Source organism: Erythrobacter sp. NE805 (assembly GCF_046452355.1).
Classification (GTDB): domain Bacteria; phylum Pseudomonadota; class Alphaproteobacteria; order Sphingomonadales; family Sphingomonadaceae; genus Erythrobacter.
Window position 1 is genome coordinate 215,589 of the sequence record NZ_JBKFDI010000001.1, and the last position, 24,461, is coordinate 240,049.

Annotated in this window: 17 protein-coding genes; 11 read left to right on the forward strand and 6 right to left on the reverse strand. The window is 70.6% G+C overall.

The features are described from left to right. Positions 1-9 precede the first annotated feature (9 nt). Both ACLBKU_RS01105 and ACLBKU_RS01110 read right to left on the reverse strand, forming a co-directional pair. On the reverse strand, positions 10-3,702 hold the full coding sequence (locus ACLBKU_RS01105) for an SDR family NAD(P)-dependent oxidoreductase (RefSeq protein WP_410177683.1): 3,693 nt from the start codon (positions 3,700-3,702) through the stop codon (positions 10-12). 105 nt (positions 3,703-3,807) lie between these two features. Next, positions 3,808-9,267, reverse strand: a complete 5,460-nt coding sequence (locus ACLBKU_RS01110; protein ID WP_410177684.1) for an AMP-binding protein — start codon at positions 9,265-9,267, stop codon at positions 3,808-3,810. Between the two features lie 315 nt (positions 9,268-9,582). Here ACLBKU_RS01110 and ACLBKU_RS01115 point away from each other — a divergent pair, with 315 nt between their 5' ends. Beyond that, positions 9,583-11,769, forward strand: coding sequence for a putative bifunctional diguanylate cyclase/phosphodiesterase (locus ACLBKU_RS01115; protein WP_410177685.1), 2,187 nt, complete (start codon positions 9,583-9,585; stop codon positions 11,767-11,769). Positions 11,770-11,918: 149 nt separating this feature from the next. Here ACLBKU_RS01115 and queF read toward each other — a convergent pair whose 3' ends face one another. Beyond that, entirely contained in the window at positions 11,919-12,392 is a 474-nt protein-coding gene (gene queF / locus ACLBKU_RS01120; RefSeq protein ID WP_410177686.1) for a preQ(1) synthase, read from the reverse strand. 162 nt (positions 12,393-12,554) lie between these two features. Between queF and ACLBKU_RS01125 the strand changes: the two genes are divergently transcribed. The 10 genes from ACLBKU_RS01125 (at position 12,555) to ACLBKU_RS01170 (ending at position 21,289) form a co-directional block, all read left to right on the forward strand. After that, positions 12,555-13,736 (forward strand): hypothetical protein, encoded by a 1,182-nt coding sequence (locus tag ACLBKU_RS01125; protein WP_410177687.1) that lies wholly within the window; start codon positions 12,555-12,557, stop codon positions 13,734-13,736. Between the two features lie 50 nt (positions 13,737-13,786). Further along, positions 13,787-14,644: a sulfurtransferase gene (locus ACLBKU_RS01130; protein ID WP_410177688.1), complete on the forward strand. Its 858-nt coding sequence runs from the start codon at positions 13,787-13,789 to the stop codon at positions 14,642-14,644. After that, positions 14,641-15,834, forward strand: a complete 1,194-nt coding sequence (gene metC, locus ACLBKU_RS01135) for a cystathionine beta-lyase (protein WP_410177689.1) — start codon at positions 14,641-14,643, stop codon at positions 15,832-15,834. Before ACLBKU_RS01130 ends, metC begins: the two co-directional genes overlap by 4 nt. Further along, the gene (locus ACLBKU_RS01140) at positions 15,831-16,811 is read left to right on the forward strand and encodes a mechanosensitive ion channel family protein (RefSeq protein WP_410177690.1); all 981 of its coding nucleotides are present in this window, start codon (positions 15,831-15,833) and stop codon (positions 16,809-16,811) included. Before metC ends, ACLBKU_RS01140 begins: the two co-directional genes overlap by 4 nt. Before the next feature lie 66 nt (positions 16,812-16,877). Further along, positions 16,878-17,633, forward strand: coding sequence for a uroporphyrinogen-III C-methyltransferase (gene cobA, locus ACLBKU_RS01145; protein ID WP_410177691.1), 756 nt, complete (start codon positions 16,878-16,880; stop codon positions 17,631-17,633). Then, on the forward strand, positions 17,630-17,929 hold the full coding sequence (locus tag ACLBKU_RS01150) for a DUF2849 domain-containing protein (protein WP_410177692.1): 300 nt from the start codon (positions 17,630-17,632) through the stop codon (positions 17,927-17,929). The genes cobA and ACLBKU_RS01150 overlap by 4 nt, the downstream gene beginning before the upstream one ends. Beyond that, positions 17,929-18,369: a hypothetical protein gene (locus ACLBKU_RS01155; RefSeq protein WP_410177693.1), complete on the forward strand. Its 441-nt coding sequence runs from the start codon at positions 17,929-17,931 to the stop codon at positions 18,367-18,369. The genes ACLBKU_RS01150 and ACLBKU_RS01155 overlap by 1 nt, the downstream gene beginning before the upstream one ends. Continuing rightward, entirely contained in the window at positions 18,369-20,066 is a 1,698-nt protein-coding gene (locus ACLBKU_RS01160; protein WP_410177694.1) for a nitrite/sulfite reductase, read from the forward strand. The genes ACLBKU_RS01155 and ACLBKU_RS01160 overlap by 1 nt, the downstream gene beginning before the upstream one ends. Beyond that, on the forward strand, positions 20,059-20,514 hold the full coding sequence (locus ACLBKU_RS01165) for a DUF934 domain-containing protein (protein ID WP_410177695.1): 456 nt from the start codon (positions 20,059-20,061) through the stop codon (positions 20,512-20,514). The genes ACLBKU_RS01160 and ACLBKU_RS01165 overlap by 8 nt, the downstream gene beginning before the upstream one ends. Continuing rightward, positions 20,504-21,289, forward strand: a complete 786-nt coding sequence (locus tag ACLBKU_RS01170) for a phosphoadenylyl-sulfate reductase (RefSeq protein WP_410177696.1) — start codon at positions 20,504-20,506, stop codon at positions 21,287-21,289. The genes ACLBKU_RS01165 and ACLBKU_RS01170 overlap by 11 nt, the downstream gene beginning before the upstream one ends. A gap of 10 nt (positions 21,290-21,299) precedes the next feature. Here ACLBKU_RS01170 and ACLBKU_RS01175 read toward each other — a convergent pair whose 3' ends face one another. From ACLBKU_RS01175 to cgtA, 3 genes are read right to left on the reverse strand one after another with little or no spacing between them, the layout of a single operon-like run. Beyond that, positions 21,300-22,229, reverse strand: coding sequence for an NAD-dependent epimerase/dehydratase family protein (locus tag ACLBKU_RS01175; protein WP_410177697.1), 930 nt, complete (start codon positions 22,227-22,229; stop codon positions 21,300-21,302). Next, a complete protein-coding gene (proB, locus tag ACLBKU_RS01180) occupies positions 22,226-23,344 on the reverse strand; it encodes a glutamate 5-kinase (protein WP_410177698.1) in 1,119 nt (372 codons plus the stop codon). The genes ACLBKU_RS01175 and proB overlap by 4 nt, the downstream gene beginning before the upstream one ends. Positions 23,345-23,351: 7 nt before the next feature. Next, positions 23,352-24,428, reverse strand: coding sequence for an Obg family GTPase CgtA (cgtA, locus tag ACLBKU_RS01185; RefSeq protein ID WP_410177699.1), 1,077 nt, complete (start codon positions 24,426-24,428; stop codon positions 23,352-23,354). Positions 24,429-24,461 lie beyond the last annotated feature (33 nt).

The following is a 24,461-nucleotide window of genomic DNA, read 5'->3' on the forward strand; positions in this document are numbered from 1 at the left end:
GGGCTTGTATCACACCGTCATCGACATGCCGCGATAGATCCGCGCACGGTAGCGCGAATCCTCCGCATCGGGCAGCGGCGCGCCGACCAGCAGCACCGCGCGGGCGAAGCGGCGCACCTCCTCGAGATGCTCGTCGAGATCGCGCGGCTCCTCCGACTGCACGCGGCGGGTGAGGTTGATCTGGTTGACCGGCACATCGTGGACGAGCCGCTCGTTCTCCACGGCGAGCGTCGCGGTGAAGGCGTGGAGCGTCGTCTTGATGAAGTTCGCGAGCGCGAAGGCCGGGCTCTTGTCCCCCATCGGCACGTCGGGGCTGGTCAGCACCAGCTGGCAATCGTCGTAGAGCGAGGCGCGGCGCGAGACGCGGAAGTGGTGGGTGAGGTTGTCGGCCACGACCGTGCGGAACTCCTCAGGGGTGAGCGGATCGTCGGTGTCGAACAGCTTGGCCGGCAGCGCGGACATCGGGGTCGAGAGGATGGTGGTCGGCTTGCCCCACGCGACCAGCGCCTCGTCCATCGCGGCTTCGATGTCGGTCGTCTTGACCAGCGAGGTCAGCGCCTCGGCGGTCTCGGGCTCGAGCTGGGCCTTGATCGCCTCGAAAGCCTCGGGCGTGCGGGTTATCACCACCACGTTCGCCGCATGGCAGTCCTCGATGAAGGCGCGCGCTGTCTCGGCGAGATAGTCGGCGAGGTGCTCGCCGATGATCCACACCGTCTTGCCCCGCATCTGGTCGAGGCGTTCCTGCTTGGGCGAGCCGAACAGCTCGCGCTCGGTGGTCGAGCGTTCCACGCTGAGGCCGCCCGAGGGCATGAAGGTCTCGCCCGACACGGCGCGGTCGGCGAGGAAGAAGACCGTCGCCTGCGCGACGTCGTGCTCGGTCGGCATCTTGCCGAGATAGAGCTTGGAGAGCACCCCGGTGCCGACCTTCTTGGCCTCGACCGCGATCTTGTCGGCGGGGAGGAAGGGCGCATCCTCCGGGGGCACGCGCAGCAGCCAGTCGCTGTCCTCGGACGAGGGTCGGTCGTTCCACTCGGGCGCGTCGAGGAACAGGCCGGCCTGGCGCAGGCGGCTCACCAGCGCGGCGGCGATGGCGGGCGTGAGGAGATACTGGTCCCAGGTGCAGGTCCCGTCCCCCTCGCGCGCGCAGGCGAGCGCCAGCTCGCGCAGCTCGCGCGGGTTGTTGGTGTCGTGGCTCATCTTGACCGTGTCGTTGCGCGCGAGCCGCGCCAGCACCGCCTCCACGCGCACCCCGCGCCGGATCGCCTTGATCGCGGCGGCGTGGACGGCGTTGAGGCGCTTGTTTGCGAGGATCAGCTTGCCGCGCCGCTCGAACAGCCCGGGCTTGCCGCCGGTGCCCGACAGGCGGTCGCCGTCGACCGGCCCCGGCGCGATCGCGTTGAACTGCACCTCGGGGCCGAGATAGCGCGCCATGCTCTCGACCATCGCGCGCTGCCCGGCCTTGGACACCGCGTAGTCGGCGCGGTTGGGATAGGCGACCGCGAGATACTTCTCGCCGCCGAAATAGGACGAGACGTTGAGGATGTAGCCCGAGCCCTGCGCCTTCATCAGCGGGGCGACGTGGTGCATCAGGAAGTAGTTCGACACGAGGTTCGCATCGAGCGTGTAGTTCCAGGCATCGACGCTCATGTCGACGACCATGTCCTCCGCGCCTGCCACCCCGGCGTTGTTGATGAGGTAGTCGATCCGCCCGAAGGCCTTGAGCGTCGCATCGACCGCGCCCTTGAGGCTCTCGAAATTGCTGACGTCGACATTGGCGAGGGTCTGCACCCGGCGCTCGACCCCGGCGAAACCGATGTCCTCGAGTTCGCTGACGATCCGCGCGCGGGCGACCGCGAGTTCGCTCTCGCGCCGGGCGACCATCATCACCTTGCCGCCCGCGAGCGCGAGCAAGCGCGCGACCTGTCCGCCGATCCCGGCCGAGCCGCCGGTGATCAGCGCGACCTTGCCGAGGTGCAGCCCGGTGATGTTCTCGCTGAATCCCGGCATCGCCTTGCGCGCCCCGGTCGCCTCGCCGATATTGCCGGGGACGTAGAGCGTGATCTCGCCGAGCTTGCTCTCCTTCAGCAGGATGCGCGCCGCGTGGCCCGCGGTGAAGCGGATGTTCTCGGCCTCGCTGTTGGTGAAGCGCACGATCTGGTTGCCCCACTCCGCCTGCCGGCGGCGGCCGTGGGCGGTGTCGATCGCGCTCTCGTCACGCCAGATGCGAATCAGCTGCTCGGTCGCGGCGCGCTGGATGTGGTTGTAGATATTGCCGTTACCGTCGCTCTTGTGGCTGACGAAGACGAAGCGCGGCGGCTGGAGGAGGTTGTCGTGGCGCTTCCAGTAGCGGCTCATGGTCCGCGCGAGCGCCATGTTGCCCGCGAGCTCGGCGTCCATCAGCGCCTCGACCACGCCATCCTCGGCCTCGGTGAGCTTGCCCTTGAGTTCGTCCGCCGCCAGCGCGGGCAGGAACAGCGCGCCGCTGACGGGCGTGCCCTGCTTCGTGTAGTCCTCGAGCGCGGCCTCCATGCCGCCTGCGTCCTTGCGGCTGAAGCGGGTGATGCTGAGCTTGTCCGAGAGGCCCATCGCTGCGCAGCGCTTCTCGGCGATGGCGACGTCGGCGGCGCGCGGCAGGCCGAGCAGGACCTGCGCCCCGCAGGCGAGCTGCACCTGCGCGATCTCGAGCGCCTCCTCCCAGTCGTCCCCCGCGGCGATCAGCACGGCAAGGCCGGTGCCGTCCATCGAGCGCATCGTCGGCCGCGCGAGATAGGTCGCGCGCTCCTCTTTGCGCACCGTCATCCCGTGGGTGACCTCGAAATCGTGGCCGTTATAGGCCGCGCTCTCGTCCGAGCCGAGGAACACGCAGGTGGTGGCGATGTCGGTCGGCGTCGGGAAGGTCTTGGCCTTGTCGTTCCCGCCGGTCGCGCGCTCGAGGCTCATCATGTCGAAGAACTGCTTCGCGGTCGTCCCCTGCTCGTCGCCGCGCGCGGTGTCCATCGCGGCGAAGACGGTGCGGATCCGCTCGCTCTCGATCGGGCCGGGGTAGACGAGGTTGACGCGGATTCCTTTCGGCCCGAGTTCGAGCGACAATTCGCGGCTCCACGCGTTCATCGCCGCCTTGGGGACGACATAGGCCGCCCGCGCGTAGTAGGGCGTGCGGCTGAAGATCGTCGAGACGTTGATGATCGAGCCGCCTTCGGGAATGTGCTCGGCCGCTACGCGCGCGACGTTGAAGGCGACGCCGAAGATGTTCCTGAGCGCGTCGGGCACGGTCTCGCCGTCGGTCGAGCCCGTCTTCCGAAGCGCCGACAGTTCCTCCGCCGACAGCGGCAGGTTCTCGATCGGCTGCTTGGGCCCGGCGCTCCCGGCGTTGTTGACGAGGATGTCGATGCGGCCGAACTGCTTGACCACCTCCGCGATCCCCGCCCGCACCGAGGCGAGGTCGCCGCCGTCCAATGCCACGGTCGCGACCCGCGCCGGGTCCGCGCCCGTAGCCTTGAGCAGCGCCTCGGCTGCCGCCTCGGTGCGCTCGGGCGTGCGGCCCGTCATCACCACGGTCGCGCCCTCGGCGAGGTAGTGGCGGCAGATGTGCCCGCCGAGATTGCCCGCCGCGCCGGTGACGACGGCGATCTTGCCCGCGAGGCGCCCCGGGACATCGCCCTGCAAGGCGGGCGCGGCGGCAGCGACTTTGGACTTGGCCATAAGCTCTCTCCTCACGGAATTGCGGCGAAGCGGCACTTCGCGGACAGTTTCGTTCAAAACCCTGGGGAGGAGCGCTAAGAACGTTTCAACGATGGCAATGCGGCATCAGGCTTTCGGTTCCCCGCCCGCTTGCGACGCAGCCCACGCTTCCAACAGGGCGTCGCGGCTCCTGAGGCCGAGTTCGGGGAGCGCGTGGTTGACGACATAGGTCGAGCCGGTGTGCCGGTTGTCCCACATCGCCTGGTGCGCTTCCGGCAGGCCGTTCCACGCGACCACCTCGGGCTCGGTCACCTCGAGGAGGCCAGCGGCGATCATGTCGTTCATCCGCGCGACCTCGTAGGCGTTGCACAGGTGCGTGCCGAAGATGTTGGCGGTCGGCATGTAGATGCGCCGCTGCCGGGTCCAGACCTGCGGCGCGTAGAAGGTGAAGCGGCAGCCGCTGAGGTCCTCGGCGAAGATCACGCGGCCCGTGAAGGGCTTTACGAGCGAGGTCGAGATGCCGAGCGTGTCCTGCCCGGCCCGCTCGAAGACGAGGTCCGGGCTGCCGCGCGGGTTGTCGGGCGAGCGCAGGATCTTGCCCACCGCCGAGCCGAAGGGCTTCATCACCCGGTCCTGGTAGTCGCGCACCGCCGCCTTGAAGACCTCGATGTCGGCCTTGGCGTCGGGCAGGCGCGGCATGGTGTCGGGCCAGTGGAAGTTCGCCCCCTCGCGGCGGCGGATGGCTTCGAGGCTGACGATCCCCTCGATCGCGTCTTCGAGCCCGAGCGATTGCAGGAATTCGCGCTGCCCGTCGGTGGTGGTGGCGATCACCGAGCGGGCGTTGAAGCGGCGCGCGGCCTCGATCATCTGGAGCCCGGTCTCGTCAAGCAGCTCCGAGGAGCCCGGCCCGTAGAAGATCAGCACCGCCTCGCCCCCGCGCAGGGCCGCGCGGCGGAGCATCTCCTCGGGCGAGGCCGTCCCCGGCTTGCCCATGAAGCTGAAGTGGTAGCCGGACGAAGCCCCGTAGAAGGCGAGCGTGCCGCCCTCGGCCAGCAGCTGGAACGAACGCGGGAAGGCGGTTTCGCCCGCATGGCTGACAACGTAGTCGGCGAGCTTGCCGCCGTTGAGCTTCCGGTATTCCTCGATCAGCGGCGCGCCCGCGGCCTCCCAGGCGATGGCCTCCGCCTTGTCCTCGGGCACAACGGTGAACAGGCTGGCGAGCGCAGGGTCCTTGCGGTTGATCGCCCCCACCGCGCCCTGCACCCCGGTGATGAAGCGCGCGCGCTCCTCCGAGGACACGAGGCCCGTCACCTGCAACCCGGTCCGCACCGACGAGCGCAGCGCATCCAGCCCCGTCCCCGTCGCCGCGCCCTCGACAAACAGCGTCCGCCCCGGCGCGATTTGCAAGGTCGTGAACAGGCAGCGCGCGATGGTGCCCAAGTTGAGCACGTAGCTCCCCGCCTGCTCGAGCGTCAGGTCCGGCGGCACCTTGTGCATCTGCGGGGCCTGCACCGTCAGGAACTGCGCATGGCTCCCGGTCTCGGTCTCGTAGCCCTGGATCGAGAAATCCGCATACATCGGGTCGTTGCCGACCAGCGGGCTCAAGAGGTCGTTGGTCCCCGAATAGACCGTCACCAGATCGCCGACCTTGATCCGCCCCTGCGCCCGCGTCTCGGAACCCAATGCCGCGACCAGCGCGATCCCGCCCGAGCCGGTGATCTGCACGTCCTCCTCGTGCGCGTCGAAGGGCGAGACGGGGATGCCGGTGAGCGCCCAGATGTCGTTGAAGTTGACCTCGCTGGTCAGCATGTAGAGCAGCGCCTCGTTGGGCGCGGGCTCGGGGGTTGTGACGATCAGCTCCTTCTCGTGGCTCGCGGGAGGTCCGAAACGGGGCTGGCCGGTGTCGGGATCGCGGGCGATGCCGAAGGCATACTGGTAGGGCGGGATCGGGGTGACGCCCGGGAAGAAGGGTGCGCCGACGGGGAGGAGGTCGCCCGCCGCTTCGAGCGTTGCGCTGCGCATCTCGTGCTCGGCGTCGATCCACACCCCGTCGCGGCGGACGGGGAGCGGGGGCGCGACCTTGTCGATGAACTGGCGGATGCCGGTCTTGCCGCCCTCGGGATCGACGATGGCTTCCGCGAAGAGCCGCGCCTCGCGCGCCGTGCCCGCGGTGATGCCCTGTTCGAGCCCGGTGCGCACCGCTTCCAATGCGCGCTCGCCCGCCTTGGCGCGGCCCGCCCAGTCGAGCTGCCGGAGGATGCGCTGGAGGAAATCGTCCGCGAGCACCGCATCGAGGCTCACGTCCGATGCCTCCTCCCAGCGCGCCACCGCCTTCTGCCGTTCCGCGAAGGCAAAGCCGAGCGCGCTCTCCTCCCCATGCTTCACGAAATCCCGCACCGCCGCATGGGCCGCCGAAAGGGCATCCTCCGCCCCCTCGACCAGCGCGTCGACGACGCCAATCTCCACCGCCTGCTCCGCCGTGATGCTCCGCCCGCCGAGGATGAGGTCGAGCGCATCGCGCACGCCCTCCGTCCCGCGCCGGTCGGCGAGCAGGCGCGGCAGGCGCTGGGTGCCGCCATAGCCGGGGAGCAGCCGCAGCCGGATTTCCGGCTGGCCGAAGCGCGCCACCGGCTCGGCGACGCGGTAGTGGCAGGCGAGCGCGAACTCCATGCCGCCGCCCAGCGCCACCCCCTGCACCGCCGCAACGCAGGGCTTGCCCATGCTCTCCATGGTGCGGAAGGCAAGGTGCGCGTTGTTGGGGAGGACCATCGCCTCCTCGACCGAGTGGATCTCCTCGAGCATCTGACGGATGTCGGCGCCCGCCACAAAGGACGAGGTGCCCTCGCCGGTGAAGACCACCGCGACGACGTTCGGATCGCGCGCGAGGGTCGAGGTGACCAGCACCAGCTCGTCGATCGCGCGCTCGTTCAGCGCATTGACCGGCGGGTTGGTGACGGTGACTGTCGCGACCTGCTTGCCCGGGGCAACGGTGTTGTACTGCACGAGGAAGTAGCGGTGGCGGTCGAACAGCGCCTGCTCGTCGGCCATGCGCTGCTTGCGCTGCCAGTCGGCGATCACGCGCTTCAGTTCGTCGAGAGCCTCGGGGTTCCTGAGCGTCGTGACGTCGCCGACATCCTCGCCGACCACCAGCGCGCGGACCATGCGGCGCATGTACTTGCCCGAGCGGGTCTCGGGGAATTGCGAGACCTCGATGAAGTCCGCCGGGACCGCCACCGCGCCCTTCTCGGTGCGCACGAGGTCGAACAGCCGGCGCTTGTCCTCGTGCGTGAGTTTCCTCCCCGCGACCGGCACGACGAAGGCGAGCGGGGTCAGCCCCTTCTCGCGGTGCGGCGCGCCGACCACCAGCACGTTGCCGACCGGCGAATCCGGCGCGAGCGCCTTGTCGCGCAGCACGGCGCCCTCGATCTCCTCGGTGCCCATGCGGTGGCCCGAGACGTTGATGACGTCGTCCGAGCGCCCGTGGAAGGAGAAGGAGCCGTCGGCGTGCGCAATCGCGAAGTCGCCCTGGGTGTAGGCCCATGCGCCCTTCCAGCGGCGCCAGTAGCCCTCCTCCCAGCGCGCCGCGTCGCCGCGCCAGGCGGGATCGACGCGGCCATCGGAAACCTCGAAGCCCGCGATGTCGCCCCAGATCGTGCGCGCGAGATAGGGGTAGGGCGCGGCGATGACGACCTCGCCCTTCTCGCCGGTCGCGGCGCGGCGCCATGCGACGCCGCCCTCGTCCGAGCGCGCGAAGGGCGCCTCGCCGACTGCCGGAGCGTCCTCGTCCTCGACCCAGACGTCGCCGACGATCCACGGCAGCGGATAGGCGTGGGCGTCGGCGCGCAGCGGGAAGTCGTCGTTGGCGAACATATGCGTCCACGCGATCCCGCCGTGCTCGGTCGCCCAGTAGGAATTGATATAGCGGGGGGTGACGTGCTCCATCCCGAAGGCCTGCACCGACGGGGAGACAGGCTCGGCGCAGAAGGTCGCCACGCGCAGGCCGCTCATGTCGTAGCGTTCGAGCTCGGCGAGGTTGTCGGGGTCGGACATCACCGACTTGAGGAAGGTCACCCCGGCCTTGAAGATGCGGACATTGTGCCGCTCGATCATCGAGGCGAAGCGGCCCGCGTGGGGGAAGACCGGCGAGCCTTCGCTCACCAGCGAGGTCACCCGCGTCATCAGCGGCGCGCAGATCAGGTAGCTCTGGCCGGTGATCCAGCCCGGATCGGCGACCACGAACAGCGTGTCCCCGGCCCGCGCATCGAAGCTCGCCCTCATCGTCTCGGCGACGCCCGCGGCATAGCCGTGCGAGTGGACGATCCCCTTGGGCTTGCCGGTGCTCCCCGAGGTGTAGATGAAGAACATCGGGTAGTCGGCGTCGACCGGCATGGGCTTCGAGGAGGCCCAGATCGCGCGGACGAAATCGGCGTCGGGCAGCGCCATCAGCTCGGCCTCGCCCTGCACGGCGAAGCCCGCGCCCCGCGCCTTCTCGAGCACGGTGCCGAGCGCCGCGTCGGTCAGCTCGTGGCTCCAGCGGTCGCGCTCCTCGCGCCAGATCATGTCGGGCTGGTTGGTGTGGCGGCACACGATCACCGCCTCGACCCGCGGCGGCAGGGTCACGAGGCTCGAGGCGATCGCGATCCGCACCCGCGCCGCGTCGGCGGAGGTGATGCGCCCCTCGGCGCCCAGCTGGATCAGCGCCCGGCCCACGCCGCGCATCACGTCCGAGCGGTCGACCGTGATCTCCCCGGCGAGCGCCTCGCGCACCGCGGCGAGGATCGTCGCGTGGTCCTCGCCCGGCAATTCCAGATCGAGCCCGCCGAGGATCTCCAGCGCCGTCGTCACCGGCACGAAATTGTCGAGCGCCGGATCGGTATAGGCGTTCTTGAAGGCCGCGACCTGCGCGTTGCGGTAGCTGCCGTCGCTCGTCACGATCACCCGCGCGCCGGTGTCAGCGATGCGGTCCGAGAGGGTCTTGTCGGAGAAGCCGCCGAACACCGCGGTGTAGACCACCCCCATGCGCTTGGCCGCCTCGGTCCAGTAGATCTGCGGCACGATGCTCGGCATGTTCAATGCCATGCGGTCGCCGGGCTTCAACCCCAGCGCCTCCAGCGCCACCGCGCACTTGGCGACCTCGAGCAGCAGCCGCTTGCGGCTGATCGTGAAGCAGTCGATCGGCGCGCCCTTGCCGCCGTTGGCGCTCATGTCCCAGCGATCGCCCTCGAAGACCAGCGCCGCCTCGGCCCCGTGGCCGGCGAGCACGTGGCGGTCGAGCTCGGAGAAGGCCGCGTTGGTGCGCCCGCCGACGAACCAGCGCCAGTGCGGCGGGTGGCTCCCGTCGAAGCCAGTGTGCCACGGCGTGAAATCCGCCGGCAGGTCGGGCGACACCGGCGCGCCATCGCGCGCGTCCCACCCCGACCAGCGCCCGTCCTCGCCCCGCGCGAGCCATGCCCCCGCGGCGCCGACATCGGCGACAAACCAGTGCATGTTGCGCGCGGCGATGTCGCCATGGAAACCGCCCGGATCGGCGAGCGCGGCGGCGCGCATCGCCTCCCAGTCGGCGCGGGTGCGCACCGGGTTGGTCACGGCAGCGGGCGTGGTCGCCGACAGAGTGGTGACAGGAATAGCCTCGTCCCCCCAGATGCAGGCAAAACTCGCGGGCGCGGTCCCGACGCTTGGCGGTTCTGGCAGCAAAATTGCACGACGCGCGCCCTCCGAGCAAGAATATGCCACGGACGGTGCACCCTGCGATAACACGGCAAGCGCCAAAGGGTTCCACGCGTCCCCTCTCGCCCCTTGGCCCGGCCCGAGGCTGGCGGCTAACGCTTTGTCAACCAAGGCGGGACTATGGGGCGATCCTAGGGGCGCGTCTACCCGGCTGCCCCCCGACGAGGACAAGAGATGCCGCTTGGCTTTCGCAAATCCGCAGGCGACAGGAAGGCCCCCGCGCCCGAGAAGCGCGAGGCCGCCCCGCGGCCCGAGCGCAACGTCGTGCTCGGCGAGGTCGAGGAGCTGGGCATCGGGATGTTCTGGGCGACCGACGCCGAGGACCGCCTGACCTTCCTCTCGCAGCGCGCGCTCGCCGACCTCGGCGCCGAGGCCGAGAGCCTGATCGGCACCCCGCTCACCCGCGTGTTCCTCGATGTCGAGGAGGAAGGCAGCGCCAGCCCGCAGCGCAGCCTCGCCTTCAAGTTGAAGGCCCGCTCCAAGCTCGACGAGCAGATCGTCGCCGTGCCGACGGCGCGCGGCGCGACCCGCTGGTGGCGCCTCAACGGCCGCGCGCTGATCGATGCCAAGGGCAATTTCCAGGGCTTCCGCGGCAGCGCGGTCGATATCTCGGCGCAATATGCCTACGAGACCCAGGTCGCGCGTCAGTCGCAGGTCGACGAGCTGACCGGGCTCGCCAACCGCCGCAAGCTCGGCGAGCGGCTCGCCGCGATGCTCGCCGCCTTCCGCGCCAGCAAGCGCTCCTGCGCGCTGATGATGGTCGACCTCGACCGTTTCAAGCAGGTCAACGACACGATGGGCCACCCGGCGGGCGACGAGCTCTTGAAGCAGGTCGCGCAGCGCCTCTCCGCGATCGTCGGCCAGGCCGGCGAGGTCGGGCGGCTCGGCGGCGACGAGTTCCAGGTGCTGCTGCCCGACATGGACGACCGCGGCACCCTCGGCGAGCTCGCCAACCGCATCGTCCAGTCGCTCTCGCAGCCCTACCAGATCCACGGGCGGCGGGCGATCATCGGCACCTCGGTGGGCATTGCCGTCGCGCCTTATGACGGGGTCGAGGCCGCCGAGCTGACGAGCGCGGCCGACATGGCGCTCTATTCGGCCAAGGAGACCCGCGCGGGCACCTTCTGCTTCTTCACCAGCCAGCTGCGCGATGCCGCCTCGAAGAGCGCGCTGCTCGGCGACCGGCTGCGCGACGCGGTCGACAAGAACGCGCTGAAGCTCGCCTACCAGCCGCTCGTCGATCCCGAAACCAACGAGGTCAAGTGCTTCGAGGCGCTGCTGCGCTGGCACGACGAGGAAGAGGGCGACATCAGCCCGGCGCACTTCATCCCGATCGCCGAGAACGACGACCTCATCATCCGCCTCGGCGAGACGGCGCTGCGGCAGGCCTGCATCGACGCGGTCGCCTGGCCCGAGACGATCCGCGTCGCGGTCAACGTCTCGGCCAAGCAGTTCGTGCGCCCCGGCTTCCGCAAGGCGGTGGTGGGCGCGCTCCAGGCCTCGGGCCTGCCCGCCGGGCGGCTCGAGCTCGAGATCACCGAGAGCGTCTTCGTGGGCGATCTCGAGGAGGTCGACGCGCTGTTCCGCGAATTGAAGAAGATCGGGGTGCGCTTCGCGCTCGACGACTTCGGGACGGGCTACTCCTCATTGGGCTATCTGAAGCACGGCCATTTCGACAAGATCAAGATCGACCAGAGCTTCGTGCGCGGCTGCACCGAGAACGGCGACATCAACCCCGCGATCATCGCCGCGATCGTCGCGCTCGCCAAGGCTCTGGGGATGGAGACGGTCGCCGAGGGGGTCGAGGCGATGGACGAGCTCGAACTCGTGCGCGCGCGCGGCGCGGACCTCGTGCAGGGCTTCATCTACTCGCGGCCGATGACGCAGGAACAGGTGCTCGCCCGTTTCGAGGCGGAGGACGCCGAGTTCAAGCCCAGCGGCCCGCCGCGCCACCGCTCGGAGCGGATCACCATCTTCCGCAAGGTCGGGCTGATCCACGAGGACCACTATTACGACGTGATCTTGCGGAACCTCTCTAAGACCGGCGCGCGGATCACCGGCCTTGCCGGGGTGCCGGTCGGCACCGACGTGGTGCTCGATCTCGGCCACGGGCAGCTGGTGGTGAGCAAGGTGGTGAACGCGACCGAGAACAGCCAGGGCTTGAAGTTCGAGACCCACCTCATCGCCGACGGCAGCGGCGGGTTCATGACCCGGCACCGCATCTCGCCCTATTCGCTCGCCGAGGCGGGCATTCCGCTCGCGGCATTGGGCGCGGGGGCCTTCCCGCTCGCCAAGTGGCGCGAGGCGAACAAGAGCGTGCCCAAGTTCGTCCAGCTCGAGCTGAGCGCGCCGGGGCTCTGAGCGGCGCGTTTCGCAGGCCCGGGCGAGCGCGGTCCAGCTGGCGCCTTGCTCGGTTCAGAGGCGCGCTAGACCCCCTCTAGACCCGGTTCAGACCCCGTCCAGAGGCCCCCTGCTGGCGATGTTTCACGTGAAACATCGCTTGGCGCGGCTCAGCCGCGGCCGCGGTAGGAGGGCACGCCCTGATCCGGCAGCCACAGGTCCTTGGGCGGCGGCCCCGACTGCCAGAACACGTCGATCGGGATGCCCCCGCGCGGATACCAGTAGCCGCCGATGCGCAGCCATTGGGGGCGCATCTCCTCGAACAGGCGGACCCCGATGCCGACCGTCACGTCCTCGTGGAAGCCGTTGTGATTCCTGAAGGAACCAAGGAACAGCTTGAGGCTCTTGCTCTCGACGATGGTCTCGCTGGGCACGTAGTCGATGACGAGATGCGCGAAATCGGGCTGGTTCGTGACCGGGCACAGCGAGGTGAATTCGGGGCTGACGAAGCGCACGAGGTAGGTGAGGCCGGGCCGCGGGTTGGGCACGTAGTCGAGCACCGCCTCCTCCGGCGAGGCGGGGAGCGGGGTGTCGCGGCCGAGGAACTGCGGCTGCGGTCTGTTGGAGGGGGGTGTGCTTTCCATGCCGCGCTGTTGCCCCGATCGGGCGCGGCGCGCAAGCCGCAAGCTGGACGCGGGCCGGCCTCGCGCCCTATGTTGGACAGCGCCGGTTCACCCAACTTCCGGCACTCAGTCCCGCTTCCTTGCGAGCGCCCCACCCGAGCCGACCACCGGACCCGTCGCCCCATGACCCGCCTGCCCTCCCGCCCCGCTCCGCACACCCCGGGCCAAGCGCCCCGGCCGCAGCGTCGGCGGAGGCTGCGGCAGGGCCTCGCCAAGTCCTGCGCACTCGCGGCCGCCCTGCTGCTCCCCGAGGGGCTGGCGGCACAGCAGAGCAGCGGCACCTTCAGCCTCCCGCCGGGGCCCACCCAAGCCCCCGCCGGCCCCGCCGACGAGCGCGCGGGGGTCGCGATCCCGCCCCGCCCCGTCCCGACCGCGCGCCCGACGTCCACCCCGAGCGCCGCCCCCGCTCCCGCGCCCACCATCGCGCCGCGCCCCGTGATCGACACCGCGCCCGCCCCTCTCCCGCCGCGCGCCGCTCCGGCCCTTGCCCCCACCCGCGAGAGCCCGCCGCAGGCGGGCGCGAGCGCCCCCTCCCCCGCCGATCCCCTGCCCGCTCCCACCCTCGAGGCGGCGCCCTCGCCTGCGGCTTCGGGCGCGGCACCCCTGCCGCTCCCCGCGCCCGCCGACAGCCGTGAAACCGCGCCCGTGCGTATCCTCCCCGCGCTCCCCGGCTGGTGGCCCTTCGCCGCCGGCGGGCTCGGCGCGCTGGCGCTGCTCGGCGGGCTCGTCGCACTGGTGCGGCGTCGCAAGCCCAAGGTGCTGCGCCTCGCCGAGCCTTCTGTCGTCGAGGAGAGCGAGGCGCTGCCCGACCTCGCCGATCTCCACCTCGGCCTCGAGGTCACCGGCGCGACCCGCAGCCTGATGATGTTCACCTTGGGCTACCGCCTCACCATCGCCAACCGTTCCGGGCGGGCGGTCGGCAACCTCGTGACCGGGGTGCAGCTCGTCTGCGCCCGGGCGAGCGCCGCGGCGACCGGGAGCAACGGCCCCTCGGCCGGCGCCGCGCAGGCGCTCGGCGCGATCGAGCGGATCGGCCCGCACCAGGCGCGCAGCATCATGGGCGAGGTGCAGCTCCCCCTCTCCGCGATCCGGCCGCTGCGGCAGGGCACCAAGCCGGTGTTCGTGCCGCTGGTCCACGTGACGCTCGAGGGCGAGGGCCAGAGCGCGATCACCCGCAGCTTCGTGATCGGCCCGCGTAGCCCGAGCGGCCGCGTACATCCGATCCCGCTCGACCAGGGGCCGGGCGGCATCGCCGGCCTCGTCGCGCAGGGGATCGCGGTTCCGCCCGCCTCCGCCGCGGCCTGACGCGCGCGGGGCTTTGCAGGCGCGCGCCGCGCGCGCTAGGGTCGTCGGCGATGACCACGCTCCCCTCCCCGCTCGTCACGACCGAGTGGCTCGCCGCGCACCGCGATGCGCCCGGCCTCGCCGTGCTCGACGCCTCCTATCACCTCCCCGCCGCCGCGCGCGACGCCGCCGCGGAGTTCGCTGCGGGGCACATTCCGGCCGCGCGCTTCCTCGATCTCGCGAGCCTCTTCGACGCCGCCTCGCCGGTGCCCTATGCGGTGCCGACGCCCGCGCAGCTCGCCGCGCGCCTCGCCGGCCTCGGCATCGCGCCGGGCGACGCGATCGTGCTCTACGACGACAGCGCGATCCGCACCGCCGCCCGCGCGTGGTTCGTCCTCACTGCGAGCGGCTGGACGGAGGTCGCGATCCTCGACGGCGGGTTCGGCAAGTGGCGCGCGGAGGGCCGGCCGCTGGAGAGCGGCGCGCCCGAGATCGCCCCCGCCGCTCCGGCGAGCCTGAGCGCGGCTCGCGCCGTGCGCAGCAAGGCGGAGATGCTCGCCAACCTGAGCAGCCGCGCGGAACAGGTGCTCGACGCGCGCGGCGCCGACCGGGTCTACGGCACCGGCCTCGACCCGGTCCACGCGATGCCCAACGGCCGCATCCCGGGGGCGCTCAACCTCCCCTACACCGCGCTGTTCCACCCCGACGGGACGTGGAAGGCGCCCGAGGACCTGCGCAGGCTCTTCATGGAAGCGGGGATCGACCTCGACCGGCCCGTCACCACCACCTGCGGCAGTGGGGTGACCGCGTCGGTGCTGCTCTTCGCCCTGCACCTCCTCGGCAAGGAGGACACCGCGCTCTACGACGGCAGCTGGAGCGAATGGGGCGCAGACCCCGCCACCCCCAAGGCGCAAGGAGCCGAAGCATGAGCGGCGGCGAGGACGGCAAGCCCCTTAAGCCCGCCACCCGGCTCGTCCACGGCGGGCGGCGCAGGGAGTGGACCGGGCCGGTGGTCAACCCGCCCGTCTGGCGTGCCTCGACCCACCTCTACGCCACCGATGCCGAGCGCCAGGCGGCGGGGAAGAACAATGCCGACGGCCAGTTCTTCTACGGCCGCCGCGGCGCGCCGACCCAGTGGGCGCTCGCCGAGGCGCTCACCGAGCTCGAGCCCGGCGCCCACGGCACGGTCCTCTACCCGAGCGGCGTCGCGGCGATCCTCGGCTGCATGCTCGCGGTCCTGACGCCCGGCGACCGCCTGCTGATGAGCGACAACGCCTATGACCCGACGCGCAGCATGGCACTGGGGCTGCTCGCCCGGCTCGGGGTGGAGACGACCTTCTTCGACCCGCGCGACGTCGAGGCCTTCGCCGAACTCTTCGACCGCCCGGTCAAGGCGGTGTGGCTCGAAAGCCCCGGCAGCCTGACCTTCGAGGTCAGCGACGTGCCCGCGCTCGCTGCCATCGCCCGCGGGCGCGGTGCGGTGACCCTCCTCGACAACACCTGGGCGAGCCCGCTCGGGTTCGCGGGGCTGACGCAAGGCTGCGACATCGTGATGATGAGCCTCTCCAAGCACGTCGGCGGCCACTCGGACCTGATGATGGGCTCGGCGAGCGCGGGCAAGCGCTGGTACACGGCGCTGCGTCGCACCTCGCAGGAACTCGGGCAGGTGGTCTCGCCCGACGATGCCGCGCTCGCGGCGCGGGGCCTGAGGACGATGGGCGTCCGGCTCGCGGCGCAGACCCGCTCGGCGCTGCGGGTGGCCGAGTGGCTCGAGGCCCAGCCGCAGGTCGCCGAGGTGCTCTGCCCGCTGCTTCCCTCGCACCCCGGCCACGCGCTCTGGCAGCGCGACTTCACGGGCGGCTGCGGGCTGTTCTCCTTCGTGCTGGCAAGCGACGACCCGGCCGCCTCGGCGCGGGTCTCGGACGCGCTCCGGCTGTTCGGCAACGGCTATTCCTGGGGCGGGTTCGAGAGCCTCGCCCTGCCGATTGCCCCCCGCACCTATCGCAGCATCATGCCCTGCCCCACGGGCGGACGGCCGGCGCTGCGGCTCTCGATCGGGCTCGAGGACCCGGACGACCTGATCGCCGACCTCGCGACCGCGCTCGGGCAGCTCGGGTGACGCCGCCGGGCGAGAAGGTCGCGGGCGCGGACCTCCTGCGCGAGGACCTTGCCGAGCACTCGCGTACCATCGGCGGGATCGCCGACCGGCTCGACGCCTTCGCCTTCGAGCTCGGCCAATACCGCGTCTCGGCCTTCGACGTGATCTTCGCGATCGCCGCGATCCTGCTCGCCATCGGCCTCGCGATGCTCGCCACGCGCCTGACCCGCGCGGCCTTGCGGCGCGCAACCCGGCTCGACGGCACCCAGCAAGTCCTCGCCGAGAAGATCGCCACCATCGTCATCTGGGTGACCGCCTTCCTGATCGGGGTCGACCTCATCGGCGTCGATCTCACCGCGCTGACCGTCTTCTCCGGCGCCTTCGGCCTCGCGATCGGCTTCGGGCTGCAGAAGACCTTCGGCAACCTCATCTCCGGCATCATCCTGCTGATGGACAAGTCGATCAAGCCCGGCGACGTCATCGCGGTCGCCGACCAGACCGGGCAGCAGACCTTCGGCCAGATCCGCAAGATCGGCATCCGCGCCGTCTCGGTCACTACCCGCGACGAGCGCGAATACCTGATTCCGAACGAGAATCTGATGACCGCGCAGGTCGAGAACTGGTCCTATTCCTCGCGGAACGTGCGCATCCAGGTGCCGGTGGGCGTGAGCTACGATGCGGACATGGCGCTCGCCGAGAAGCTGATGCTCGAGGCCGCGCGCAAGGCCAAGCGCGTGCTGCTCAAGCCCGCGCCGAGCGTGTGGTGGAGCGGCTTCGGCGACAATGCGGTGAACTTCACCATCCACTGCTGGATCGACGATCCCGAGGAGGGCGTCGGCAATGTCCGAAGCGAGGTGCTGAAGCTGCTGTGGACGCTGTTCAAGGAGAACGGGATCGCGCTCCCCTATCCGCAGCGCGATCTCCACCTCAGGCGTAGCGAAGCGGTCGACCGCATCATCGCGGTGCTCGAGGAAAGGGGCGCTCCGCCCCCCCAATAGCTGCGCTTCGCACGGGGCAATCCATTCTCGCTGGCACCGCTCGCCCGGCTGGCCCATCTGCTCCCCATGCAGACTGGCACAATCTTTCTCGTCGGCGCGGGGCCGGGTCCGGTGGACCTCCTGACCCTGCGCGCCGCGCGCCTGATCGAGCGCGCGGAGGTGATCGTCCATGACGGTCTGGTCGGGCCCGACATCCTCGGCCTTGCCCCTCCGCAAGCGCGGCTGATCTCGGTCGCCAAGCGGCGCGCCCGTCACACCATGCCGCAGGACGAGATCAACGCGCTGCTGGTGCGCGAGGCGCGCGCCGGACACGTCGTGGTGCGTTTGAAGGGCGGCGATCCCTTCATCTTCGGGCGCGGCGGCGAGGAAGCCGAGGCCGCGCGCGCCGCCGGGGTGGCGGTCGAGGTGGTCCCCGGCATCAGCGCCGCGAACGGCGCGGCCGCCGCGTCGCACATCGCGCTCACCCACCGCGAGGCCTCGAGCATCGTCTCCTTCGTCGCCGGCCAGTGCAAGGGCCTCGCCGAGCAGGACTGGTCGGGCCTCGCCGGCAAGGGCCGCACGCTGGTGATCTACATGGGCGTCTCGACCGCTCCGCAGATCGCCGAGAAGCTGATGGCCGACGGCCTCGCCCCCGAGATGCCGGTCGCCGTGATCGAGAACGCCGCGCGCCCCGAAATGCGCGTGCTGCGCGGATTGCTGGCGGGCTTGCCCGAGCTGGTCGCGGCGCATGGCGTGAAGAGCCCCGCGCTGATCGTCATCGGCGAGGTGACCGCGCGCGATGATGTCGCCCTCGCCGCGACGGCCTGGGAGGCGGCGCGATGAAGATCCTCACCGGCAACGACCTGCGCTCGGGCGCGGTGACCTGGTGGACCGGCTCGGGCTGGTCGCTGTTCGTCGACGACGCCGTCGACGTGGGTGACGAGGCCGCGGAGATCCTCGCCCGCGAGGAAGCCGCGCGCCGGGTCAACGCCGCCTATGCGATCGACGCGAGCATCGACGCGGCGGGCCACGTGCGCCCCGCGCATATCAAGGACCGGGTGCGCGCGCTCGGCCCGACCGTGCGGCGCGACCTCGCCGTGCCGACCGCCGAGAAGACCGGCTGGGACTGGGTGATCTGATGCGCACCCCGTCGATCACGGTCGCTTCCGCCTTCGCTTTCGCCGCCGTGCCCGCCGCCGCGCAGGAGGCCCCCGCGCCCGCCGAAGCGCGCGCCACGATGGTCGTCGAGTGGACCCGCCTCAAGGCCCTCCCCGGCGAGCGCGCCAACCTTACCTCGTTCATTTTCCTCAACTGGTTCGCGATGGACGCCAAGGCGGTCGAGCAGGGCCTGTTCACCTCCTACCGCCTGATCGCCAACCCGGCTGCCGACGGTGAGTGGGACCTGCTGGTCGAGGTCGGCTATCCGACCCCTGCCGGCTACGACGATCCGGCGACGCAAGCCGCCTTCGGCGCGATCCGCGCCGCGCACAAGGAAGTGCCGGTCGCCGGCAAGACCCTGAAGGAGCTCGGCACCATCCTCGGCACCGAGCGCCTCCCCGTTCTCACTGGAACCCGCTGATGTACCGTTACGATTCCTATGACCAGGCGATGGTCGATGCCCGCGTGGAAGAGTTCCGCGACCAGGCGCGCCGCCGCCTCGAGGGCAAGCTGACCGAGGACCAGTTCAAGCCGCTGCGGCTGATGAACGGGCTCTACCTCCAGCTCCACGCCTATATGCTGCGCGTCGCGATCCCCTACGGGACGCTCAATTCGGTGCAGCTCGAAAAGCTCGCCGACATCGCCGACAAGTATGACCGCGGCTACGGGCATTTCACCACCCGGCAGAACATCCAGTACAACTGGATCAGGCTCGAGGACGCCGCCGACATCCTCGCCGAGCTTGCAACGGTCGAGATGCACGCGATTCAGACCAGCGGCAACTGCATCCGCAACATCAGCGCCGACCACTTCGCGGGCGCCGCGGCCGACGAGGTGGTGGACCCGCGCCCCTATGCCGAGCTGATGCGCCAGTGGTCGAGCTTCCACCCGGAGTTCACCTACCTCCCCCGCAAGTTCAAGATCGCCGTGATCGCGTCGGAAAAGGACCGCGCGGCGATGCGGCTCCACGACATCGGCGTGCGGATCGTCAAGCGCGGCGAGGAGATCGGGGCCGAGTTCTACGCCGGCGGCGGCATGGGCCGCACCCCGATGATCGCACCGCTGATCCGCGACTTCGTGCCGATCGACCAGTTCATCACCTATGCCGAGGCGTGCCTTCGCGTCTACAACCGCTACGGCCGGCGCGACAACAAGTACAAGGCGCGGATCAAGATCCTCGTCCACGAGCTCGGCGCCGCCGAATACATCCGCCAGGTCGAGGAGGAATTCGCGCACCTGCTCTCGGTCGGCGTCGAGCCCCCGCGCGAGGAGCTCGCGCGCATCGCGGCGCACTTCACCCCTCCCCCGTTCCTGTCGAGCCCTTCGGCAGGCTCAGGGCAGGCTGCCGACATTCTGTCGTCAGTCGAGACACCCAGCCTCTCGACTATGCTCGAAGCAAACGGTGGTCAGGGCAGCGTCTTCGGCCAGTGGGTCCGCCGCAACACCCACGCCCACAAGGCGCCGGGCTACGTCTCGGCGGTCATCAGCCTCAAGCCCGCGGGCGGCATCCCCGGCGATGCCACCGCCGAGCAGATGCGCGTCGTGGCGCGGCTCGCGCGCGAATACTCCTTCGACGAGCTCCGGGTCATGCACACGCAGAACCTGCTGCTGCCCCACGTGCGCATCGCCGATCTCCACGCGGTGTGGACCGCGCTCGACGAAGCCGGACTGGGCGCGCCTAACATGGACACGATCGAGGACATCATCGCCTGCCCGGGCCTCGACTACTGCTCGCTCGCCAACGCCCGCTCGATCCCGCTCGCCCAGCGCATCTCCGAGCGCTTCGCCGAGACGGGCCGCACCGAGGTGGTCGGCGAGTTGAAGCTCAAGATCTCCGGCTGCATCAATGCCTGCGGGCACCACCACGCGGGCCACATCGGCATCCTCGGCGTCGACAAGAAGGGCGTGGAGAACTACCAGCTCTCCCTCGGCGGCTCGGAGGCCGAGGACGTCAGCCTCGCCAAGATCACCGGCCCCGGCTTCGACGAGGACGGCGTGATCGCCGCGGTCGAGAAGGTGACCGACGTCTACCTCGCCGCACGAACCGAGGGGGAGCGCTTCCTCGATACCTACCGCCGGATCGGCATGGAGCCGTTCAAGGAGGTGCTCTATGGCTGACAATCTGGGGGCGAGCCCCGACGAGGTGCAGTTCCGCTTCCGCGATGACGAGCCGGTCGACCACGCGACCGTCACCGTCGATTCATGCTGCGATCAGACCAATGCCACCGCCGTACGGATCGAGCCGGGCGACGACGCGCGGGTCCTGCTGCCGTTCATAGACCGCTTGGCACTGGTCGAGGTCAACTTCCCGAGCTTCGGGGACGGGCGCGGCTATTCCGCGGCACGCATCCTGCGCGAGGCGGGCTACACTGGCGAGCTGCGCGCGGTCGGCCAGGTGCTGATCGACCAGCTCTCGCATATGCGCCGCTGCGGCTTCGACAGCTTCGCCCCCGACAAGCGCCTCGACGAGGAGGACGCGGCCCGCGCCTTCGCGACGTGGGAGAATGTCTACCAGAGAGCCGCCGATGCCCGACGCACCATTCCGGAGAAGCGCCATGAAGCCTGATGTGCCCATCGCCAAGATCGGCATGATCGCGCACACGCCCGACGTGCTCGACCTCGCCCCGCGCTTCACCGAGCACGACGCGGTGCGGCTCAACAACCTGTTCCGCGGCTCCTCGACGCAGGAGATGCTCGAAAGCGTGATCCGCGACCGGCTCGCGGGCGATCTCGCGGTGGTCTCGAGCTTTGGCGCGGAGAGCGCGGTGCTGCTGCACCTCGTCGCCGAAGTCGACCCCAAGGTGCCGGTGCTGTTCCTCGACACCGGCAAGCACTTCGCCGAGACGCTGGCCTATCGTGACGCGCTCGTCCGTCTGCTCGGCCTCAACCTCGTGGTGCTGACCCCCGACCCGGAGGACCTCGCGAAGAGGGACGAGACCGGCCTCAGGTGGTCCTACGATCCCGACGGGTGCTGTGAGATCCGCAAGGTGCGGCCGCTTGAGAAGGCGCTCGCGGCCTATGATGCGAGCTTCACCGGGCGCAAGGCCTTCCAAGCCAGGACCCGCGCCAACCTGCCGCGCTTCGAGATCGACACCTCGGATGCGCAGGGGCGGCTCAAGATCAACCCGCTGATCGACTGGGACGCGGGCCAGATCGAGGGCTATTTCATCCAGCACGACCTCCCCCGCCACCCGCTGATCGCGCAGGGCTATCCCTCGATCGGCTGCTCGCCCTGCACCTCGCAGGTCGCCCCGGGCGAAGACCCGCGCTCGGGCCGCTGGAAGGGCTGGGACAAGACCGAGTGCGGCATCCACAAGCCGGGCGAAGAGCCGTTCCTGTGAGGCTTGCGGCCTAGAGCCACCCTTCGCGGGCGTACCACGCGGCGGTTGCCTTCAGCCCCTCCTCGCCCGCGATGCGGGGCTGCCACAGGCCGGGCGGCGGCTTCCTGTCGAAGCGCGATACCCAGTTGGGATGGGCCATGTAGCCGACCCGGTCGGGGGTGAGCTTCGCCCGGTCGCCCCGCGCGAGGCGGTCGGCGGCGGCGGCGAGGTCGAGCAGGGCGCGCGGCAGGTGCGGCGCGAGGACCGAGCGCCGGCCCACCGCCCGCCCGATCGCCTGCGCGAGCTCCTTGTGGCTCCAACCGCCCTCGCGCCCGTCGTCGGGCTCGTAGACTTTCTTGCTTGCCGGTCCTACCGCTTCGCTACTTGAGGACGCGGCAAGGACGACCAGCAGCGCGGCGAGATCATCGGCATGGATGATCGAGGTCGCACCCCCCGGCGGCAGCGGCACCACGCCCCACTTCGCGGCGCGGAACAGGTCGAGCATGTCGATGTCGCGCGGGCCGTAGACGGCGGGCGGCCGCACCGTCGTCCAGTCGAGCTCCGAGGCCTCGACCAGCGCCTCGGCGCGGGCCTTGGAGGCGCCATAGGCCGACAGCTGCGGCTCGCGCGCGGAGAGCGAGGAGACGAACACCAGCCGCACGAGCTTCGCGCCCTGCATTGCGGCGATGACGTTGGCGGTGCCGGTGACGTTGGCGATGTCGAACTGCGCGGTGTCGGGCGTGTTGGTCAGCCCCGCGACATGAATCACCGCGTCGGCCCCTTCGACCAGCGCGGCCAGCGCCGCCTCGTCGCCGAGATCGCCGCCCAACCACGTGACGCCCTCGCGTAGGGGCTGTTCGCGGCGGGCGAGCGCGCGCACCGTGTGACCCTCGGCCAGCGCGTCGGCGAGCACTGCGCTCCCCACGAAACCGGTCGCGCCGGTGATCGCCAGAATGCTCACAGCAGGACCATGTGGTCGCGGTGGATCACGCAGGAGCGTGGGCTATAGCCCAAGCGATCGGCCTGGTCCTCGGCGCGCTTGCCGGCGATCAGTTGGACTTCGGCGGCGTCGTATTCGGCGAGCCCCTGTGCGAGCCGCTCGCCGCGCATCGACAGCACGCTGACGAGATCGCCGCGCCGGAAGCTGCCGGACACGCCCACGACCCCCGCCGCGAGCAGGCTCGCCCCGCCCTTCAGCGCCTCGGCACAGCCCTTGTCGACGCGCAGCTCGCCCGCCGGCGCGAGCCGCCCGCCGAGCCACGCCTTGCGCGCGCTGTCGGAGCGCACGGGGAGAAACAGCGTCCCCGTCCCCTCGGCGAGCGCGCGGGCAATCGGCGCCTCGTGCGTGCCGTTGAGGATCCCGAGCGCGATCCCCGCCCGGGTCGCGATCTGCGCGGCCTGGAGCTTCGAGACCATCCCTCCCGAACCGAGTCCCGAGGACGAGGCGCCGCTTGCCATCGCCATCACCTCGGGCGTGACGGCCTCGACGACCGGGATCAGCGCGGCGCCCGCCTCGCGCGGGTCGCGGTCGTAGAGTCCGTCGACGTCCGAGAGCAGCAGCACGAGGTCGGCATTGGCCGCCTGCGCCACCCGCGCGGCGAGGCGGTCATTGTCGCCGAAGCGGATTTCCTCGGTGGCGACGGAGTCGTTCTCGTTGATGACGGGGATGGTGCCCGCCTCCAGCAGCCGGTCGAGCGTCGCGGCGGCATTGAGATAGCGGCGGCGGTCCTCGAGGTCGCCGAGCGTCAGGAGCATCTGCGCGGCGGTGATCCCCTCGGCCCCCAGCGCGCGGCTCCACAGGTCGGCGAGCGCGATCTGGCCCACGGCGGCAGCGGCCTGCGCGTCGGCGAGGCTCCCGCGCCCGCCCTTCGCCAGCCCGAGCCGCGCCGCGCCCAGCGCGATCGCGCCGGAACTCACGACAATGATCTGCGCGCCCGCCTGCCGCAGCGCCGCAAGGTCGCCCGCCATCCGGGTCAGCCAAGCCTCGCGCGCCTGCCCGCCGCCGACCAGCAGCGCGGAGCCGATCTTGACCACGATCCGCCGCGCGGCGGCGATGTCGGCGAGACGCGTCAGCATCCTGCCCTCAGAGCGGCGACCACGCGGGCGCGTCGCCGTCGTCCTCGATCTCCACCGCCTTGGTCTCGGTGGCAGTGCGATCGGGAAGGTAGGCGAGCACGGCGTCCAGCAGTTCGGGGATGCCCGCGCCGGTCGCGCCCGAAACGGCGAAGACCTGCTCCGCACCCGCCGCGAGCAGTTCGCCGCGGAACCCCTCGACCAGTTCGGCATCGGCAAGGTCGAGCTTGTTCAGCACCACCAGCCGCGGCTTCTCGTCCAGCCGCGTGTGCTCCTTGTCGCCATAGGCGGCGAGCTCCTCCTCGACGATGCGCATGGCCTCGGCAGGATCGGCGTCGTCGGTGCCAGTGATGTCGATGAGGTGGATCAGCACCCGGCAGCGCTCGATATGCCCGAGGAAGCGGTCGCCGATCCCGACCCCTTCCGCCGCACCCTCGATCAGGCCGGGGATGTCGGCGAGCACGAATTCGCGGCCCTTGTGGCGCACGACACCGAGCTTCGGGACGAGCGTGGTGAAGGCATAGTCGCCGACCTTGGCCTGCGCGTTGGAGACGGCGTTGATGAAGGTCGACTTGCCCGCGTTCGGAAGACCCACCAGCCCCACGTCGGCGAGCAGCTTCAATCGCAGCCACACCCACATCTCCTCGCCGGGCATTCCCGGCTGGTGCTGGCGGGGCGCGCGGTTGGTCGAGGTCTTGTAGGAGGCATTGCCGCGCCCGCCCATCCCGCCCTCGAGGAAGACCACCCGCTGACCGACCTCGGTGAAATCGGCGAGCACCTCCTCCTTGTCCTCGGAGAGGATCTGCGTGCCCACCGGCACCTTGATCACCAGCGGCTCGGCCGAGGCGCCGGTGCGGTCCTTGCCCATGCCGTGGCCGCCGCGCGGCGCCTTGAAGTGCTGCGAGTAGCGGAAGTCGATGAGGGTGTTGAGCCCGGCCACGGCCTCGAAGACGATGTCGCCGCCGCGCCCGCCGTTGCCGCCGTCGGGTCCGCCGTATTCGACATATTTCTCGCGGCGGAACGAGACGGCCCCGGGGCCGCCTCCGCCGGACTTCACGTAGATCTTGGCCTGGTCGAGGAAATGCATGGCGCGCGCATAGGGAATTCCTGCTGCGAATGC

What these genes read in the sequence shown, in the direction of transcription:
- ACLBKU_RS01105 (WP_410177683.1), bottom strand. Translation starts at nt 3,702, where the DNA reads ATGGCCAAGTCCAAAGTCGCTGCCGCCGCGCCCGCCTTGCAGGGCGAT.
- ACLBKU_RS01115 (WP_410177685.1), top strand. Translation starts at nt 9,583, where the DNA reads ATGCCGCTTGGCTTTCGCAAATCCGCAGGCGACAGGAAGGCCCCCGCG.
- queF (WP_410177686.1), bottom strand. Translation starts at nt 12,392, where the DNA reads ATGGAAAGCACACCCCCCTCCAACAGACCGCAGCCGCAGTTCCTCGGC.
- ACLBKU_RS01125 (WP_410177687.1), top strand. Translation starts at nt 12,555, where the DNA reads ATGACCCGCCTGCCCTCCCGCCCCGCTCCGCACACCCCGGGCCAAGCG.
- ACLBKU_RS01130 (WP_410177688.1), top strand. Translation starts at nt 13,787, where the DNA reads ATGACCACGCTCCCCTCCCCGCTCGTCACGACCGAGTGGCTCGCCGCG.
- metC (WP_410177689.1), top strand. Translation starts at nt 14,641, where the DNA reads ATGAGCGGCGGCGAGGACGGCAAGCCCCTTAAGCCCGCCACCCGGCTC.
- cobA (WP_410177691.1), top strand. Translation starts at nt 16,878, where the DNA reads ATGCAGACTGGCACAATCTTTCTCGTCGGCGCGGGGCCGGGTCCGGTG.
- ACLBKU_RS01150 (WP_410177692.1), top strand. Translation starts at nt 17,630, where the DNA reads ATGAAGATCCTCACCGGCAACGACCTGCGCTCGGGCGCGGTGACCTGG.
- ACLBKU_RS01155 (WP_410177693.1), top strand. Translation starts at nt 17,929, where the DNA reads ATGCGCACCCCGTCGATCACGGTCGCTTCCGCCTTCGCTTTCGCCGCC.
- ACLBKU_RS01160 (WP_410177694.1), top strand. Translation starts at nt 18,369, where the DNA reads ATGTACCGTTACGATTCCTATGACCAGGCGATGGTCGATGCCCGCGTG.
- ACLBKU_RS01165 (WP_410177695.1), top strand. Translation starts at nt 20,059, where the DNA reads ATGGCTGACAATCTGGGGGCGAGCCCCGACGAGGTGCAGTTCCGCTTC.
- ACLBKU_RS01170 (WP_410177696.1), top strand. Translation starts at nt 20,504, where the DNA reads ATGAAGCCTGATGTGCCCATCGCCAAGATCGGCATGATCGCGCACACG.
- proB (WP_410177698.1), bottom strand. Translation starts at nt 23,344, where the DNA reads ATGCTGACGCGTCTCGCCGACATCGCCGCCGCGCGGCGGATCGTGGTC.
- cgtA (WP_410177699.1), bottom strand. Translation starts at nt 24,428, where the DNA reads ATGCATTTCCTCGACCAGGCCAAGATCTACGTGAAGTCCGGCGGAGGC.